Consider the following 16,924-nt stretch of genomic DNA (forward strand, 5'->3'; position numbering starts at 1 on the left):
CCCGTTCAGCCGTACAGCGTCCGCATCCGGTCGGCCGTCGCCGCGAAACGGGCGCGCAGCGAGGCCGGTTCCAGGACCTCGGCCTCCGGGCCCAGCGCGAGCAGCTGCTCGTATGCGACGTCCAGCGACTCCACCGGCAGGACCACCGTGAGCATCTCCGTCCCGTCCGTTCCGGCCGCCGCCTCGATCGCCTCCCGCGCCGCCGCCCGGTCCGTGACGTGCGGCAGCCTGCGGACGCCCTCGGGGGAGAGCCGTACGAGGACCTGGGTGCGCAGCAGCGAGCGGGCGAACTCGGTGGCCCGTTCCTCCCAGAACGCGGGGAGGTCGAAGGACTCATCTCTGGCAAAACGTTCCTGCAAGATCTCCGCGCCCGTGAACCGGTCGATCCGGTAGACCCGGAAGGTCTCCTCGACACCGGCGCACAGGTACCAGACGCCCGCCTTGAGGACCAGACCGTACGGGGCCAGCTCCCGCTCCACCTCGGCGCCCCGGCGCGGATAGCGCGCGTGGAGCAGCCGGTCGGCCCAGACGGCCTCGGCGACCAGCGGCAGCAGCTCCGGGGTCCTGGGCTCGTGGTACCAGCCGGGCGCGTCCAGATGGAAGCGCTGCGCCGCCGAGTCCGGCGCGTCGCGCAGCGACGGCAGCAGCGCAGCCGACACCTTCAGCCGGGCCGCCGACGACACGTCGTCGAGCCCCATCTCGCGCAGCGCGCCCGGCACCCCGGACAGGAACAGCGCCTCGGCCTCGCCGCGCGCGAGCCCCGTCAGCCGGGTGCGGTAGCCGCCCACGAGCCGGTAGCCGCCGGTCCTGCCCCGGTCGGCGTAGACCGGTACCCCGGCCTCGGAGAGAGCTTGGGCGTCCCGGGTGATGGTCCGCTCGGAGACGTCGAGTTCACGGGCCAGTTGGCCCGCGGTCATGGAGGGTCTGGACTGGAGCAGAAGCACCATTTTGATCAGCCGGGCAGCACGCATGACTCCATGATGCAGGGAGCCCCTGTCACTGGGTGACAGGGGCTCCCTGAGCTGGTATAGGGGCCGCGGTGGGGTCCGAAGGTCAGGAGGGACCCGTGGGACGGCCCCCGCGGGGCCCCGGCACGGTCAGAGACCGTAGCGCTCGCGTGCCTCCGCGACCCGCTCCGGCTTGACCTCGCCCCGGCGGGCCAGCTGCGCCAGCGCCGCGAGGACGATCGACTGGGCGTCGACACCGAAGTGACGGCGCGCCGCGTCGCGGGTGTCGGAGAGGCCGAAGCCGTCCGTACCGAGCGAGGAGTAGTCCTGCTCGACCCACTGGCTGATCTGGTCCGGGACCTGGCGCATCCAGTCGCTGACCGCGAGCACCGGGCCCGGCGCGCCGGACAGCGCGCGCGTCACGTACGGCACCCGCTCCTCGCCGCGCAGCAGCGCCGCGTCGGCCTCCAGCGCGTCCCGGCGCAGCTCCGTCCAGGAGGTGGCGGACCAGACGTCGGCGCTCACGCCCCAGTCGGCGGCCAGCAGCTCCTGGGCCGCCAGGGCCCAGTGGATCGCCGTACCGGACGCCAGCAGCTGGGTGCGGGGGGCGTCGGCGGCGGCCGGGGTGCCCTCCTTGAAGCGGTACAGGCCCTTGATGATGCCTTCCTCGACGCCCTCGGGCATCGCGGGCTGCGGCATCGGCTCGTTGTAGACCGTCAGGTAGTAGAAGACGTTCTCGGCCTCGGGGCCGTACATCCGGCGCAGACCGTCCTTGACGATCACCGCGACCTCGTACGCGAACGCCGGGTCGTAGTTGAGCGACGCCGGGTTGGTGGACGCGATCAGGTGCGAATGGCCGTCCGCGTGCTGGAGGCCCTCACCCGTGAGGGTCGTACGGCCCGCCGTGGCGCCGACGATGAAGCCCTTGCCGAGCTGGTCGGCGAGCTGCCACATCTGGTCGCCCGTGCGCTGCCAGCCGAACATCGAGTAGAAGATGTAGAACGGGATCATCGTCTCGCCGTGCGTCGCGTACGACGTGGCGGCGGCGATGAAGTCCGCCATGGAACCGGCCTCGGTGATCCCCTCGTTGAGGATCTGGCCGTCCTTGGCCTCCTTGTAGTACATGATCTGGTCGCGGTCGACCGGGTCGTACGTCTGGCCCAGCGGCGAGTAGATGCCGGCCGAAGGGAACAGCGCCTCCATGCCGAAGGTGCGCGCCTCGTCGGGGACGATGGGGACCCAGCGCTTGCCGGTCTCCTTGTCCCGCATCAGGTCCTTCATCAGGCGCACGAAGGCCATGGTCGTCGCCACGGACTGCTTGCCGGAGCCCTTGTAGACCGCCTGGAACGGCTTCTCGGACGGTTCGGGCAGCGCCACCGCGTGCACCCGGCGGGCCGGAGCGGGACCGCCCAGCTCCGCGCGGCGCTCCTGGAGGTAGCGCACCTCGGGGGAGTCGGCGCCCGGGTGGCCGTACGGCACCAGGCTCTCGTCCAGCTTCGCGTCCGGGATCGGCAGGTCGAGCAGGTCGCGCATGGTGCGGAACTGCTCGCCGGAGAGCTTCTTCATCTGGTGGTTGGCGTTGCGCGACTCGAAGCCGGCGCCGAGCGTGTAGCCCTTCACCGTCTGCGCGAGGATCACGGTCGGCGCGCCCTTGTGGGCGAGCGCCGCGCGGTACGCCGCGTACACCTTGCGGGCCTCGTGGCCACCGCGCGAGGTGAAGAAACACTCGGCGATCTTGGCGTCGGGCAGCAGCTTCGCGAGCTCGATCAGCGCCGGGTCGACGCCGAAGAAGTGCTCACGGATGTAGGCGACGTCGCGGGTCGCGTACGTCTGGAACTGGGCGTCCGGCACCTGGCGCAGCCGGCGTACCAGCGCGCCCGTGGTGTCCAGCGCGAACAGCTCGTCCCAGGCGGAGCCCCACAGCGACTTGACGACATTCCAGCCCGCGCCGCGGAACTGGGCCTCCAGCTCCTGCACGATCTTGAAGTTGGCGCGGACGGGACCGTCGAGCCGCTGGAGGTTGCAGTTGATGACGAACGTCAGGTTGTCCAGCTGCTCGCGGGAGGCGAGGGCGAGGGCCGCCGTCGACTCGGGCTCGTCCATCTCGCCGTCGCCGAGGAAGGCCCAGACGTGCGAGTTGGAGGTGTCCTTGATGGAGCGGTTGGTCAGATAGCGGTTGAAGCGCGCCTGGTAGATCGCGGAGAGCGGGCCCAGACCCATCGAGACGGTGGGGAACTCCCACAGCCAGGGCAGCCGCCGGGGGTGCGGGTACGAGGGCAGGCCCTTGCCGCCCGACTCCTGGCGGAAGTGGTCGAGGTCCGTCTCGGTGAGCCGGCCGTCGAGGAAGGCGCGGGCGTAGATGCCGGGGGAGGCGTGGCCCTGGATGTAGAGCTGGTCGCCGGAGCCGTCCCCCTCCTTGCCGCGGAAGAAGTGGTTGAAGCCCGTCTCGTACAGCCAGGCGGCCGACGCGAAGGTGGCGATGTGGCCGCCGACGCCGTAGCGGGCGCCCCGGGTGACCATGGCCGCCGCGTTCCAGCGGTTCCAGGCGGTGATCCGGGACTCCATCTCCAGGTCGCCGTCGAACGCCGGCTCGGCGGAGGTGGGGATGGTGTTGACGTAATCCGTCTCCAGCAGCGCCGGTACCGGGACCCCGGCCGTTCCTGCGTGCTGGAGGGTGCGCCGCATCAGGTACGCGGCGCGGTGCGGGCCGGCGTGCTCGGTGACGGCGTCGAGCGAGGCCGCCCACTCGGCGGTCTCCTCGGCATCACGGTCCGGGAGCTGGTCCAGCTCGCTCGGAAGTTTGCCTACGGGGTCGGGCATGGTCGCCGCCTTCCGGACAGGAGGGGGGTGGAGAAATGGCCTTGTCTGGCAGGACAGGGCGAAGGGCTGGGTGCAGCCCGTCGTCGACTGTAATTCGTTGATCGATGATCGATCAAAGGGTTGAAAGGAAAAACTTCTCGATCTCAAGGAATTGGCATCCCGTGCCGTGATAGTGGGCACCGAGTGACTGGGGTGAAATCATGAAGTAAGGGGCAATTCAGGCGCGTGGTGCACATCCGAGCACATGGTCCTTCACCAGTGCGCCAATGCCGGGATCGCGCCGCCGGAACGCCTCGACCAGCTCCTGGTGCTCCTCGGCGTACGACTTCTGCACGGTTCCCAGCCAGCGGATCGACAGCGCGGTGAAGACCTCGATGCCCAGCCCCTCCCAGGTGTGCAGCAGTACGCCGTTCCCCGCGGCCCGCACCAGCTCCCGGTGGAAGCCCACGGTGTGCCGCACCTGGGCGGTGCCGTCGGCCAGGCTGTCCGCCGTGTACAGCGCGCTCACGTGCGGTTCCAGCGCGGAGCAGTCCGCGGCGAGGCGCTCGGCCGCCAGCTCGGCGGCGATCTGCTCAAGCCCCGCCCGTACCGGGTAGCTCTCCTCCAGATCGGCCGCGGTCAGATTCCGTACCCGTACGCCCTTGTTCGGCGCGGACTCGATCAGCCGCAGGCTCTCCAGCTCGCGCAGGGCCTCGCGCACGGGGGTCTGGCTGACCTGGAGTTCGGTCGCTATCCGCCGCTCCACGATCCGCTCGCCCGGCTTCCAGCGACCGCTGACGATCCCCTCCACGATGTGCTCGCGGATCTGTTCGCGCAGCGAGTGGACGACGGGCGCGGTCATGAAAGGGCTCCTCGGGGTCGGCGGTCGATGGACAACGATACGGCGGCGCCCCCGCCCGGAGGAGATTCCGGGCGGGGGCGCCGTTGCCGTACAGGGTGCCTACAGGCGTTCGGGTCGAGCCTTACAGGCCGAGCTCGACCTCGAACTCGCCGGCTTCGAGGATCGCCTTGACCGCGGTCAGGTAGCGGGCGGCGTCGGCGCCGTCCACCAGACGGTGGTCGTAGGAGAGCGCGACGTAGGTCATGTCGCGCACCGCGATGGTCTCGCCGAGGTCCGGGTGGTTGATGACCACGGGACGCTTGACGGTGGCACCGATGCCCAGGATGGCGACCTGGTTCGGCGGCACGATGATCGTGTCGAACAGGGCACCGCGCGAGCCGGTGTTGCTGATGGTGAAGGTCGCGCCGGCCAGGTCGTCCGGGGTGATCTTGCTCGCCCGGACGGCCGCCGCCAGCTCCGCGGTCTTCTTGGAGATGCCGGCGATGTTCAGGTCGCCCGCGCCCTTGATGACCGGGGTCATCAGACCCTTCTCGGAGTCCACGGCGATGCCGATGTTCTCCGAGTCGAAGTACGTGATGGTGCCCTCGTCCTCGTTGATCCGGGCGTTGATGACCGGGTGGGCCTTCAGCGCCTGGGCCGCCGCCTTGACGAAGAACGGCATCGGGGACAGCTTGACGCCCTCACGGGCGGCGAAGGAGTCCTTCGCCTGCGCGCGCAGCCGCATCAGCTTGGTGATGTCCACCTCGACCACGGAGGTCAGCTGGGCCTGCGTGTGCAGCGCCTTCATCATGTTCTCGCCGATGACCTTGCGCATGCGGGTCATCTTGACGGTCTGCCCGCGCAGCGGGGACGTCTCCAGCTTCGGCGCCTTGGACGCGGCGGCCGGAGCCGGAGCGGCGGCCGGGGCCTGCGCCTTGGCGGCGGCGGCCTTGGCGGCCTCCGCGGCGGTGATGACGTCCTGCTTGCGGATACGGCCGCCGACGCCGGTGCCCTTGACGGTGCTGAGGTCGACCGCGTTCTCGGAGGCGAGCTTGCGGACCAGCGGCGTGACGTACGCGCCGTCGTCACCGGCGGTCGCGGCGGGAGCCGGGGCCGGGGCGGCGGGCGCGACCGGCGCGGGCGCCGGAGCCGCGGGGGCGGCCGGAGCGGCGGGCGCGGCCTGGACCGGCGCGGGGGCCGGAGCAGGAGCCGGGGCGGGCGCGGGAGCCGGAGCGGGGGCCGGGGCCTCCTGGACCGGAGCGGCCGGGGCAGGAGCCGGAGCGGCCGGGGCCGGGGCGGCGGGGGCTGCCGGAGCGGCACCCGGAGCACCGATCACGGCGAGCTTGGCGCCGACCTCGGCGGTCTCGTCCTCGCCGACCACGATCTCCAGCAGCACACCGGCGACCGGGGCGGGGATCTCGGTGTCGACCTTGTCGGTGGAGACCTCAAGGAGCGGCTCGTCCTCCGCGACCTCCTCGCCGACCTCCTTCAGCCACCGGGTGACGGTGCCCTCGGTGACCGACTCGCCCAGCGCGGGCAGCGTGACGTCGGTACCGGAGGCGCCACCGGCAGGGGCGGCGGCAGCGGGGGCGGGCTCGGCGGCCGGAGCCGGAGCCGCGGGGGCCTCGGCGACGGGCGCCGGGGCGGGCTCGGCTGCCGGGGCGGGGGCCGCGGCGGCCTCCGTCGGCTGGGCCGCCTCGTGGCCGCCCGTGCCGTCGTCGATGATCGCCAGCTCGGAGCCGACCTCGACGGTCTCGTCCTCGGCGACCTTGATGGACGCCAGCACACCGGCGACGGGCGCCGGGATCTCGGTGTCGACCTTGTCGGTGGAGACCTCGAGCAACGGCTCGTCGGCCTCCACGCGCTCACCCTCGGCCTTCAGCCAGCGGGTGACAGTGCCCTCGGTGACGCTCTCGCCGAGCGCCGGCAGGGTTACGGAAACCGCCATGGTTTCAGTTGCTCCTAACAGATGTGCGGAAGTGGTCGTCGTCGCGCCCGGACTGAACCATCAGTCGTGGGAGTGCAGCGGCTTGCCGGCCAGGGCCAGGTGGGCCTCGCCGAGCGCCTCGTTCTGGGTCGGGTGGGCGTGGATGAGCTGCGCGACCTCGGCCGGCAGAGCCTCCCAGTTGTAGATCAGCTGCGCTTCGCCGACCTGCTCGCCCATACGGTCACCGACCATGTGGACGCCGACCACGGCGCCGTCCTTGACCTGGACGAGCTTGATCTCGCCGGCGGTCTTGAGGATCTTGCTCTTCCCGTTGCCCGCGAGGTTGTACTTGAGGGCGACGACCTTGTCCGCGCCGTAGATCTCCTTGGCCTTCGCCTCGGTGATACCGACGGAGGCGACCTCGGGGTGGCAGTAGGTCACCCGGGGCACGCCGTCGTAGTCGATCGGTACGGTCTTCAGGCCGGCCAGCCGCTCGGCGACGAGGATGCCCTCGGCGAAGCCGACGTGCGCGAGCTGGAGGGTCGGGACGAGGTCACCGACGGCGGAGATCGTCTCCACGTTCGTCCGCATGTACTCGTCGACGACCACGTAACCGCGGTCGAGCGCGACGCCCTGCTCCTCGTAGCCGAGGCCCTGCGAGACCGGGCCGCGGCCGATCGCGACCAGCAGCACCTCCGCCTCGAAGGTCTTGCCGTCGGCCAGGGTCACCCGGACGCCGGTCTCGGTGTACTCGGCCTTCTCGAAGAACGTGCCGAGGTTGAACTTGATGCCGCGCTTGCGGAAGGCGCGCTCCAGCAGCTTGGAGCTGTTCTCGTCCTCCAGCGGCGCGAGGTGCTTGAGGCCCTCGACGACCGTCACATCCGTCCCGAAGGACTTCCACGCGGAGGCGAACTCCACGCCGATGACGCCGCCGCCCAGGATGATCGCGGACTGCGGAACGCGGTCCAGGGTCAGCGCGTGGTCCGAGGAGATGATCCGGTCGCCGTCGATCACCAGGCCCGGCAGCGACTTCGGTACGGAACCGGTCGCGAGCAGGACGTGACGGCCCTGGACCTGCTGGCCGTTCACCTCCACGGAGGTGGGGGAGGACAGCCGGCCCTCACCCTCGATGTACGTGACCTTGCGGGAGGCGACCAGACCCTGAAGGCCCTTGTACAGGCCCGAGACGACCTCGTCCTTGTACTTGTGCACGCCCGCGATGTCGATGCCCTCGAAGGTGGCCTTGACGCCGAACTGCGCGCTCTCGCGCGCCTGGTCGGCGATCTCGCCCGCGTGCAGCAGGGCCTTCGTGGGGATGCAGCCGTTGTGCAGGCAGGTGCCGCCCAGCTTGTTCTTCTCGATCAGTGCGACGTCCAGGCCCAGCTGCGCTCCGCGCAGCGCCGCGGCGTAACCGCCGCTACCGCCGCCGAGGATCACTAGGTCGAAAACGGTGCTGGCGTCGTTCGCCACGTCACGTCCTCCATGCATGTGCGCCGGGCGCGGTCCGGTGACCGGGCGGCGGCTGGTCTTCGGCCGCTATGTCTTCGGCCCTGTGGTGGGGGCCCTGTCCTGCCGATTACCCATCTTCGCACGGTGCGGCGTCCGGCGGGGGCGGGGGTGGCAGGGGGCACACGCCGTACCCGTCCCGCACCCCCGCGCCCGTCGCCGAAGGCGACGTCGTGGCTACCCGAGGTCGCCGGAGGCCGTGCGCTCGGCCAGCTTGACCAGCGTACGGACCGAGGAGCCGGTGCCGCCCTTGGGCGTGTAGCCGTACGGGGCGCCCTCGTGGAAGGCGGGGCCGGCGATGTCCAGGTGCGCCCAGGTGATCCCCTCGCCGACGAACTCCTTCAGGAAGAGTCCGGCGACCAGTCCGCCGCCCATCCGCTCGCCGATGTTGGCGATGTCGGCGGTGGGGGAGTCCATGCCCTTGAGCAGATCGGCGGGCAGCGGCATCGGCCAGGACGCCTCGCCCGCCTCCCCGGCGATCTCGTGCAGCGAGGTGCGGAACGCGTCGTCGTTCGCCATGATGCCGAACGTACGGTTGCCCAGCGCCACCATCATCGCGCCGGTGAGGGTCGCGACGTCGACGATCGCGTCCGGGTTCTCCTCCGAGGCGCGGGTCAGCGCGTCGCCCAGGACGAGCCGGCCCTCGGCGTCGGTGTTGAGGACCTCGACGGTCTTGCCGCTGTACATGCGCAGGACGTCACCCGGGCGGGTGGCCGAGCCGGACGGCATGTTCTCCGCGAGGGCCAGCCAGCCGGTGACGTTGACCCGGAGGCCCAGCCGCGCCGCGCTCACGACGGCGGCGAACACGGCGGCGGCGCCGCTCATGTCGCACTTCATCGTCTCGTTGTGCCCGGCGGGCTTGAGCGAGATGCCGCCCGAGTCGTAGGTGATGCCCTTGCCCACCAGAGCGAGGGTCTTCTCCGCCTCCGGGTGGGTGTAGGCGAGCTTGACCAGGCGCGGCGGGTTGGCCGAGCCCTGGCCGACGCCGAGGATGCCGCCGTAGCCGCCCTTGGCGAGCGCCTTCTCGTCGAGGACCTGCACCTTGATGCCGTTCTCCTTGCCGGCGGCGGTGGCCACGGCGGCGAAGGCCTCGGGGGTGAGGTCGTTCGGCGGGGTGTTGATCAGGTCGCGGGCGCGGTTGATCTCCTCGGTCAGCGCGATCGCGCGCTCGGCGGCCGCCTTGTGCGCCTTGTCGCGCGGCTTGGCGCCGAGGAGGGCGATCTCGGCGAGGGGGCGCTTGGGGCCGTCGCCCTTCTTCGCGCCCTTCTCGCCGCCCTGGTAGGCGGTGAAGGCGTACGCGCCGAGCAGGGCGCCCTCGGCGATGGCCGCGACGTCCTCGGACGTCTCGACGGGCAGCGCGAACGCGGCCTTCTTCACACCGGACAGGGCACGGGCGGCGGAGCCGGCGGCCCGGCGCAGGGTCTCGGCCGGGTACGCCTCGTCCTTGTCGGGGAGGGAGCCGAGCCCGACCACGAGGACGACCGGCGCCTTCAGCCCGGCGGGCGAGGGCAGCTTGGTCACCTCGCCCTCGGCGCCCGAGGCGCCGAGGGTCTCCAGCACGCTGCCGAGCTTTCCGTCGAACGCCTGGTCCACGGCCTCGGATCCCGGCGCCGCTACCGGCCCTTTGGCGCCCTTGGCGACGCCGACGACGACCGCGTCCGCGCGCAGCGTCGCCGCGCCGGAGGTGGAGAGAGTGAGAGCAGTCACGGTGGTGAAATCTCGCTTCCGTAGAGTTCTTTGGCGGTCGAGGGGTGGGCCGACCGTGCCCGCCGCATCGTAACGACCACGATCGGGATCCGGCCGGGACAGCGGCGGGAACGAGCCTACGCTCAGTGATGTACGGCGCTCACGGGGGCGGCGGTTCACGTGGCTGTGGGCGGCTTTTCCATGATTGCCCCCGTCGCGGGCGCCCGCCGGTGGTAACGGCTTCCGGGCCTATGGCGGCCGGTGGTTACCCGAGTGCCAGCGCGACCAGCGCGACCGTCGCCGCCGTCTCCGCGAGCGCTCCGAAGACGTCCCCGGTCACCCCGCCGAAGCGCCGTACGCAGTGACGCAGCAGCAGGTGCGCGGCGCCGAGGGCGGCGAGGACCGCCAGGGCGTGGTGCGCGGCGCCGAGGGGGCCGAACAGCGCGCCCGCCGCCGCGGCGGCCCCGGTGCCGAGCAGCGCGGCGGCCACCGCCGCCCGGACCGGCACGGCCCCGGCCACCGCCGCGCCGAGTCCGTCGGGGCGGGCCGGCGGTACGCCCGTACGGCAGGCCAGGGTGAGGGCGAGCCGGGCCGTGACCCCGGCCAGGACGACGGCGAGAGCCCCGCGCGCGCCGCTCTCGTCGTACAGCGCGCTCACGGCGGCGACCTGCGAGAGCAGGGCCAGCAGCAGGGTGATCACCCCGAACGGGCCGATGTCCGACCGCTTCATGATCCGCAGCGCGTCCTCGGCCGGTTTGCCGCTGCCCAGGCCGTCGGCGGTGTCGGCGAGCCCGTCCAGATGCAGGCCCCGGGTCAGTACGGCGGGGACGGCGGCGGTGGCGACGGCCGCGAGCAGCGGCGTCGCGCCCGCGCACAGCAGCAGCGCGCCCGCCGCCGCTGCCGCGCCGCCCGCGACCAGCCCGGCGGCCGGCGCCCACAGCATCCCGGCGCGGGCGGCCGGGCGGTCCCAGCGCCCCACCCGTACCGGCAGCACGGTGAGGGTGCCGAAGGCGAACCGCGCGCCGTCGGCCGCCGAGGCGCGTCCGGCCGGAACCCGGGCCGCCTCGCCGTCCGTACCGCCGTCCATGGAAGTCATCGCGCGAGCGTAGTCCGGGCGCCGGAACCGTGCAGCTGGCAAAAGCCGATAAATTACCCGTACCGCACCATTCGGAAGCAGGTGGCATGGGTCACTGGTTTCACCAGAACATCGTCGAGCCGGGCAAGCTCCCCACGCTGCTCGCCCTCGCCTCCTTCGTGCTCACCTTCGCCCTGACCCGTACGGTCACCCGGCTCATCCGGGCCGGCAAGGGGCCGTTCCGGAACATCGCGCCGGGCGGGGTGCACATCCACCACGTGGTGCCCGGCGTCATCCTGACCGTGATCGGCGGCTTCGGCGCGGTCGGCAGCGGCCGGCACGGGATCGGCGCCTCGGTCTGCGCGGTGATCTTCGGCGTGGGCGCGGGCCTGGTGCTCGACGAGTTCGCGCTGATCCTGCACCTGCACGACGTCTACTGGACCGAGCAGGGCCGGCAGAGCGTGGAAGCCGTGATCATGGCCGCCGCGCTGGCGCTGCTGGTGCTCAGCGGGTTCTCGCCGCTCGACGTCAGCTCGCTGACCCCCGGTCAGCAGCAGAGCCGGGGCTCGGCCGTGCTGACGCTGCTCGTCAACTTCGTCTTCGTGCTCATCACCCTCGTCAAGGGCAAGCTGCGGATGGCGCTCGTCGGCACCCTGGTGCCCTTCGTCGCGCTCGTCGGCGCGTTCCGGCTGGCCAAGCCGACCTCGCCGTACGCCCGCCGCGTCTACCGCGACCGCCCCAAGGCGCGGGCCAGGGCCGCGCTGCGCGCCTACCGGCGCGACGCCCGCTGGGCGGGCCCGCGCCGCCGGATTCAGGACTGGATCGGCGGGACGCCCGACGGGGAACGGGGGCTGCCGCCGCGCGGCCGCTGAATCCGGGAGAGCACCGCGCACACCACCAGGACGGCGGCCGTCGCCGCCAGATGCTCCCGCCCCGCCAGGTTGTCCTTGACGACGCACTCGACCACCAGGCCGGCGATCAGCGCCCCGCCCGTCCACCACGCGCGGTAGCGGCGGCACACGAAGAGCGCCAGCCCCACCACGGCGGCCGAGGGGCCGGTGTCGACGATCAGCGCGTCGGAGGCGGGCAGCCCGAAGAACGCGTCGGGCCCCAGCGCGATCCCCACGCGCGCGTAGAGCGTCCCGGCCAGCGTCGCCACGTACGCGATCACCAGCGTGCGCCACCGTCCCAGACAGATCTCGGCGAGCCCGAAGACCACCAGGATCTGCCCGAGCGCGCCCCACACCGGCAGGTCCAGGGCCGGTACGAACAGCGACAGCGGGGTACGCAGCAGGGCCACCCACAGCGGATCCTCGGCCCGTACCGCGCCGAGGTCCATCACCGGCCGGTAGCCCCACGGCTGGTTCTGCACGACCTGGAGGAGCCCCGTCAGCAGCACCGCCCCGATCGTCAGCGGAACGGCGCGCGGTCCGCGTGCCGCCAGCGCTCCCCGTACGGCCCGGACCGGCGGTCCCCATTCGCGGCGCGCGACCTCGCGCGGACCCGCACGGTTCACCGGCGGCTCTCCAGCCGTCTGCGGTGCAACCACCCCGGCAGGGCGGGCGCTTCGAGGAAGCCCTCGGCGCGGCCCGCCGCCACGCCGATGCGCAGCAGATCGGCGCTCTTCTCGAACAGCATGAAACGCGGCTCCCAGATCGGGCGGTACTTGGCGTTGGCGCGGTAGAGCGACTCGATCTGCCACCAGCGGGAGAAGAAGCTCAGCAGCGAACGCCACATCCGCAGCACCGGACCCGCGCCCAGCTTCGCGCCGCGCTCGAAGACGGACCTGAACATCGCGAAGTTCAGTGAGACCTGAGTGATCCCGATCTCTCCGGCGCGCTGGAGGAGTTCGATGACCATGAACTCCATCAGGCCGTTCTCGCTGTCCCGGTCGCGGCGCATCAGGTCGAGCGAGAGGCCGTGCGGCCCCCAGGGCACGAAGCTCAGCACCGCCTTCAGCTCGCCGGTGCCGGGCCCCTCCGGGCCGTTCTCCCGGCATTCGAGCATCACGCACCGCCCGTCGCCCGGGTCCCCGAGCCGGCCGAGCGCCATCGAGAAGCCGCGCTCGGTGGCACCGTCGCGCCAGTCATCGGCGCGGCGCAGCAGCTGGGCCATCTCGTCGGCGGGGATGTCCTCGTGGCGGCGGACGCGGACCTGGTAACCGGCGCGCGCGACCCGGTTGTACGCCTGGCGCACGGTCCGCATCGCACGCCCCTCCAGGGCGAAGTCGGCGGTCTCCACGATCGCCTCGTCGCCCAGCTCCAGCGCGTCCATGCCGTGCCGGGCGTAGATCGTGCCGGCCTCCTCGCTCGCCCCCATGACGGCCGGAATCCAGCCGTGCTCCCTGGCCTCGGCCAGCCACTGGTCGATCGCCCCGGGCCACGCCTCCGGATCGCCGATCGGATCGCCGGACGCGAGGGAGACCCCGCCCACGACCCGGTAGGCGACGGCGGACTTCCCGCTCGGCGACCACATGACGCTCTTCTCGCGGCGCAGCGCGAAGTACCCCAGGGAATCGCGCTCCCCGTGCCGGTCGAGCAGCACCCGCAGCCGCGCCTCGTCGTCCTCGGTCAGCGGGTCGACGGCCCGGCGGGAGCGGAAGGCCGCGTACAGCACGGCGAGCAGCAGCAGGGTGGAGAGCACGTTGATGGTGACATTGACCCAGCCCGGCGTGGAGATCCCCGGGAAGCGGGCGCCGTCCGTGGACAGCGAGACCAGCCGCATCCCGCCGTACCGCCAGCGCTCGGCGAAGGTCGAACCGCCGTGCCCGGTGTTGGTGAGGGTGACGAGCAGATCGGCCAGCAGCGAGGCGGCCAGCAGACCGCCCACCGCCACGGCGGCGGCCAGCTTCGGATTGGACCGGTCGCCCTTGGCGTAGAACTCCCGCCGCCCCAGCAGCAGCGCGCCCACGAAGGCCGCGGTCAGGCCGAGGGAGACCCAGTTCTGCGGATAGTGCCGGATCTCCGGAAGGATCATCACGAGGGCGAGCAGCAGCAGGAAGGACCCGGCGATCACGAGGTTGAGGATCCACGCGGCGCGCTTGCGGCGGCGCATGGTGATCGCGAGGAAGAGCGTGAAGGCGCCCGAGGCGAAGCCGGCCGTGAGCATGTACGGGGTGAACAGGTCCTGGGTGTTGTGCCGCCGCAGATCCTGGCCGAAGGAGACCCAGAAGGCGCTCAGGAAGTTCATGAACGCGACGACGCGCAGGTACCAGACGGCGAACGCCGCGCTCCGCCGCGAACGCGCGGTGCCCCGCTCCGCGGTGACATCCCGGGCGGAGACCGGGGCCCGGGTCGATCGGTCGGCAGCCAACTGAACATCTCCCATGAAACGCGATGATATGGGGCATCGCGTTCCACGTCGGACGATGCGACCGCCGACCGGCGGTCGCATCCGATGTCTCACTCGATCCCGATGGTTTCCTTCTCGGCGGATTCCTTCTCGGTCCCGGGCCGCTCCGGCAGCTCCGCCGCGAGAGCGGCGGCCGCCTGGACGAGCGGAAGCGCGAGCAGCGCCCCGGAACCTTCCCCCACAGTGACGCCCTGGTCGAGCAACGGGTTGAGCGCCATCCGGTCCAGCGCCTTCGCCTGCGCCGGCTCCCCGCTCAACTGCCCCGCCAGCCACCAGTCGGGCGCCCGGAACGCCGCCCGCTGCCCGACCAGCGCGCACGCCGCCGAGACCACGCCGTCCAGGATCACCGGCATCCGGCGCACCGCGCTCTGGAGCAGGAAGCCCGTCATCGCCGCCAGATCGGCGCCGCCGACCGTCGCCAGCAGCTCCAGCTGGTCCCCGAGGACCGGCCGCGCCCGGCGCAGCGCGTCCCGGACCGCCGCGCACTTGCGCATCCACGCCAGGTCGTCGATGCCCGCGCCGCCCCGGCCGGTGACCACGGAGGCGTCCGTGCCGCACAGCGCGGCGATCAGCGTGGCCGCCGCCGTGGTGCCGCCGACGCTCAGATCGCCCAGGACGACCAGATCCGTCCCCGAGTCCGCCTCCTCGTCCGCGATCGCCATGCCCAGCCGTACGGCCCGCTCCGCCTCCTCCGCGCTCAACGCGTCCTCGACGTCGATCCGCCCGCTGCCGCGCCGCACCCGATGACGTACCACCTCGTCGGGCAGCAGCCCGGGGTCGCAGTCGAGACCGGCGTCCACGATCCGTACCGGCACCTCCGCCCGGCGGGCCAGCACGGCGACCGGGCTCTCGCCCTCCAGCACGGCCCGCACCAGCCGGTGCGCGCCCTTCGCGGGCCGCCCCGACACATCGAGGGAGGCCACCCCGTGGTCCCCGGCGAACAGCACCACGCGCGGCTGCCGGATCGCCCTGACCGGTACGGCACCCTGCGCGGCGGCCAGCCAGTCGCCCAGCTCGTCCAGGCGCCCGAGCGCCCCGGCCGGCACGGTCAGCCGCTCCCGGCGCTCTTCGGCGTCGCGCCGCATCGCGCCGTCGGGGCGCTCGATCAGGTCGGAGAAGTCGTCGAGATTAAGCGAACTCATCCGCCGACACTATCGCTTGTCCTCCGCGGGCCCGGCTCGCCTCCGGCCCTCACCGCAGGGGCAGCGCCTGGCCCGCCACCACCAGCAGCAGGTGCTCGCACTCCGCCGCCACCGCCGCGTTCAGCCGGCCCAGTTCGTCGCGGAAGCGGCGGCCCGAGACGGTCGCGGGGACCACGCCCCCGCCCACCTCGTTGGTCACAGCGACGACCGTGCGCCGGGTCTCGCGCACCGCGCGCGCCAGCTCCGCCGTCCGGTCGCGCAGCGACTTCTCGCCGCCCGCCGCCCACGCCGCGTCGTCCCACGCGTTCACCCGGTCCATCGCGTCCGTCAGCCACAGCGACAGGCAGTCGATCAGCAGCGGCGGACCGTCCTGGGCCAGCAGCGGCACCAGGTCACAGCTCTCGGTCGTCCGCCAGGACGACGGCCGGCGCTCACGGTGCAGCCGTACCCGGGCGTCCCACTCCGGATCGCCGTCGCGCCCGCCGCCCGTCGCCACGTACAGCACGTCGGGGAAGGCCGCGAGCCGCCGCTCGGCCTCCCAGGACTTCCCCGAGCGCGCTCCGCCGGTCACCAGCGTGCGCCGGGGCACCTCCGGTACGGGGTGGTACGCGCCGACCGTCAGCGTCGTCCCGTCCGGCACGGCCCGCGCGCCCGCGGCGGCCAGCCGCCGGTCCAGTTCGGCGCCGGGCGGTACGTCGTGGTCCAGATGCACGGCGACCACATCGGTCGCGGGCCCGATCGCCCCGGCCGCCCGCAGCCGGGCCACCGCGTCGGGCCGGCCGACCACATCCGCGGCGACCATGTCGTACGGAGCCGGCACGGCGGCCGGTGCCGAGGTGCCGCCGCCGTTGTCCGGCACCCCGGCGGGCGCCCCGCCCGGCGGCAGGTACAGCAGCCGCTCCCCGCCGGACGCCGTCACCTCGTACCCCGTGCCCGGAGCGTCCATCGCCACCGCCCGCACCCGGTGCCCGCCGAGCAGCGTCAGCACCCGGCCGTCGGCGACCCGGCCCGCCGTCGGCAGCCCGGCGGGCAGCTCCACGGCCGGTCCGTCGTGCGGATGGGTGAGCAGGACCTGCCGCACCCCGGCCAGCGAGTGCCCGGCGCGGGCCGCCGCGAGCGCGGCCCCCGGGGTCAGGTCCAGCAACAGGACGCCGTCCACCAGCAGCGCGGTGGCGGCGCGGGCCCGCGCGCCGCGTGCGGTCGCGCACGCGGCGCAGGGGCAGTGGGGGCGGGGGAGTCCGGCGGGGGCTCCGGTGCCGAGCAGAGTCAGTTCCACGAGGACGATCCTCCCGCGTCACCGCTCAGGGTGCGCGCCCGGCTACGCTGCGGGCAGGAAATTTGATCAGTTTCTCGGGATCGGGAGGCGCACATGGCGTGGACGTGGCGGTTCGAGACGGCCGACGGGACGGAGGTCGCCCCGGCGGTGGAGCCGGAGGAGTTCACCACGCAGGGGGACGCCGAGTCGTGGGTCGGCGAGGTCTGGAAGGACCTCCTGAAGGGCGGCGCGGAGCAGGTCACGCTCTTCGAGGACGGCAGCAAGATCTACGGTCCGATGAGCCTCCGGGCCGACGGGAGCTGACCGGGCGCGACGCGCGACGGCTGTAGCCGTGGCTGCACGGGAGCCTCCCGTGCAGCCACGGCCGTCGCGCC

13 protein-coding genes are annotated in these 16,924 nt (G+C 72.7%); 2 read left to right on the forward strand and 11 right to left on the reverse strand.

What is annotated here, in order from left to right; genetic code table 11:
• Positions 1-5: 5 nt before the first annotated feature.
• The 7 genes from OG627_RS25980 to OG627_RS26010 all read right to left on the reverse strand — a co-directional run bounded on the left by OG627_RS25980 (position 6) and on the right by OG627_RS26010 (position 10,793).
• Positions 6-971 (reverse strand): helix-turn-helix transcriptional regulator, encoded by a 966-nt coding sequence (locus OG627_RS25980; RefSeq protein ID WP_329069015.1) that lies wholly within the window; start codon positions 969-971, stop codon positions 6-8.
• Between the two features lie 126 nt (positions 972-1,097).
• Positions 1,098-3,767 (reverse strand): pyruvate dehydrogenase (acetyl-transferring), homodimeric type, encoded by a 2,670-nt coding sequence (aceE, locus tag OG627_RS25985; protein WP_329069017.1) that lies wholly within the window; start codon positions 3,765-3,767, stop codon positions 1,098-1,100.
• Between the two features lie 217 nt (positions 3,768-3,984).
• Positions 3,985-4,608 carry a GntR family transcriptional regulator gene (locus tag OG627_RS25990; RefSeq protein ID WP_329069019.1) on the reverse strand — a complete coding sequence of 208 codons (624 nt, stop codon included), beginning with the start codon at positions 4,606-4,608 and terminating at the stop codon, positions 3,985-3,987.
• A gap of 121 nt (positions 4,609-4,729) precedes the next feature.
• Positions 4,730-6,535, reverse strand: a complete 1,806-nt coding sequence (gene sucB / locus OG627_RS25995) for a 2-oxoglutarate dehydrogenase, E2 component, dihydrolipoamide succinyltransferase (RefSeq protein WP_329069021.1) — start codon at positions 6,533-6,535, stop codon at positions 4,730-4,732.
• Between the two features lie 60 nt (positions 6,536-6,595).
• On the reverse strand, positions 6,596-7,984 hold the full coding sequence (gene lpdA, locus OG627_RS26000) for a dihydrolipoyl dehydrogenase (RefSeq protein WP_329069023.1): 1,389 nt from the start codon (positions 7,982-7,984) through the stop codon (positions 6,596-6,598).
• Between the two features lie 213 nt (positions 7,985-8,197).
• Positions 8,198-9,727, reverse strand: a complete 1,530-nt coding sequence (locus OG627_RS26005; RefSeq protein ID WP_329069025.1) for a leucyl aminopeptidase — start codon at positions 9,725-9,727, stop codon at positions 8,198-8,200.
• Between the two features lie 244 nt (positions 9,728-9,971).
• The gene (locus tag OG627_RS26010; protein WP_329072989.1) at positions 9,972-10,793 is read right to left on the reverse strand and encodes an adenosylcobinamide-GDP ribazoletransferase; all 822 of its coding nucleotides are present in this window, start codon (positions 10,791-10,793) and stop codon (positions 9,972-9,974) included.
• 95 nt (positions 10,794-10,888) lie between these two features.
• Between OG627_RS26010 and OG627_RS26015 the strand changes: the two genes are divergently transcribed.
• A complete protein-coding gene (locus OG627_RS26015; RefSeq protein WP_329069028.1) occupies positions 10,889-11,653 on the forward strand; it encodes a hypothetical protein in 765 nt (254 codons plus the stop codon).
• On the opposite strand, the gene OG627_RS26020 is transcribed toward OG627_RS26015, so the two are convergent.
• The 4 genes from OG627_RS26020 to OG627_RS26035 all read right to left on the reverse strand — a co-directional run bounded on the left by OG627_RS26020 (position 11,593) and on the right by OG627_RS26035 (position 16,550).
• Entirely contained in the window at positions 11,593-12,297 is a 705-nt protein-coding gene (locus OG627_RS26020; protein ID WP_329069030.1) for a hypothetical protein, read from the reverse strand. The genes OG627_RS26015 and OG627_RS26020 overlap by 61 nt on opposite strands.
• On the reverse strand, positions 12,294-14,108 hold the full coding sequence (locus tag OG627_RS26025) for a phosphatidylglycerol lysyltransferase domain-containing protein (RefSeq protein WP_329069033.1): 1,815 nt from the start codon (positions 14,106-14,108) through the stop codon (positions 12,294-12,296). The genes OG627_RS26020 and OG627_RS26025 overlap by 4 nt, the downstream gene beginning before the upstream one ends.
• A 74-nt stretch (positions 14,109-14,182) precedes the next feature.
• Entirely contained in the window at positions 14,183-15,274 is a 1,092-nt protein-coding gene (gene cobT, locus OG627_RS26030) for a nicotinate-nucleotide--dimethylbenzimidazole phosphoribosyltransferase (protein ID WP_329069035.1), read from the reverse strand.
• Positions 15,275-15,323: 49 nt separating this feature from the next.
• Positions 15,324-16,550, reverse strand: a complete 1,227-nt coding sequence (locus OG627_RS26035; protein ID WP_329069037.1) for a bifunctional adenosylcobinamide kinase/adenosylcobinamide-phosphate guanylyltransferase — start codon at positions 16,548-16,550, stop codon at positions 15,324-15,326.
• A gap of 93 nt (positions 16,551-16,643) precedes the next feature.
• On the opposite strand from OG627_RS26035, the gene OG627_RS26040 reads away from it, so the two are divergent.
• Positions 16,644-16,853: a hypothetical protein gene (locus OG627_RS26040; protein WP_329069039.1), complete on the forward strand. Its 210-nt coding sequence runs from the start codon at positions 16,644-16,646 to the stop codon at positions 16,851-16,853.
• Positions 16,854-16,924: the final 71 nt, after the last annotated feature.

This window comes from Streptomyces sp. NBC_01429 (genome assembly GCF_036231945.1).
Lineage (GTDB): Bacteria > Actinomycetota > Actinomycetes > Streptomycetales > Streptomycetaceae > Streptomyces.

What these genes read in the sequence shown, in the direction of transcription:
- OG627_RS25990 (WP_329069019.1), bottom strand. Translation starts at nt 4,608, where the DNA reads ATGACCGCGCCCGTCGTCCACTCGCTGCGCGAACAGATCCGCGAGCAC.
- OG627_RS26010 (WP_329072989.1), bottom strand. Translation starts at nt 10,793, where the DNA reads ATGGACGGCGGTACGGACGGCGAGGCGGCCCGGGTTCCGGCCGGACGC.
- OG627_RS25980 (WP_329069015.1), bottom strand. Translation starts at nt 971, where the DNA reads ATGCGTGCTGCCCGGCTGATCAAAATGGTGCTTCTGCTCCAGTCCAGA.
- OG627_RS26040 (WP_329069039.1), top strand. Translation starts at nt 16,644, where the DNA reads ATGGCGTGGACGTGGCGGTTCGAGACGGCCGACGGGACGGAGGTCGCC.
- aceE (WP_329069017.1), bottom strand. Translation starts at nt 3,767, where the DNA reads ATGCCCGACCCCGTAGGCAAACTTCCGAGCGAGCTGGACCAGCTCCCG.
- OG627_RS26015 (WP_329069028.1), top strand. Translation starts at nt 10,889, where the DNA reads ATGGGTCACTGGTTTCACCAGAACATCGTCGAGCCGGGCAAGCTCCCC.
- sucB (WP_329069021.1), bottom strand. Translation starts at nt 6,535, where the DNA reads ATGGCGGTTTCCGTAACCCTGCCGGCGCTCGGCGAGAGCGTCACCGAG.
- OG627_RS26025 (WP_329069033.1), bottom strand. Translation starts at nt 14,108, where the DNA reads ATGGGAGATGTTCAGTTGGCTGCCGACCGATCGACCCGGGCCCCGGTC.
- cobT (WP_329069035.1), bottom strand. Translation starts at nt 15,274, where the DNA reads ATGAGTTCGCTTAATCTCGACGACTTCTCCGACCTGATCGAGCGCCCC.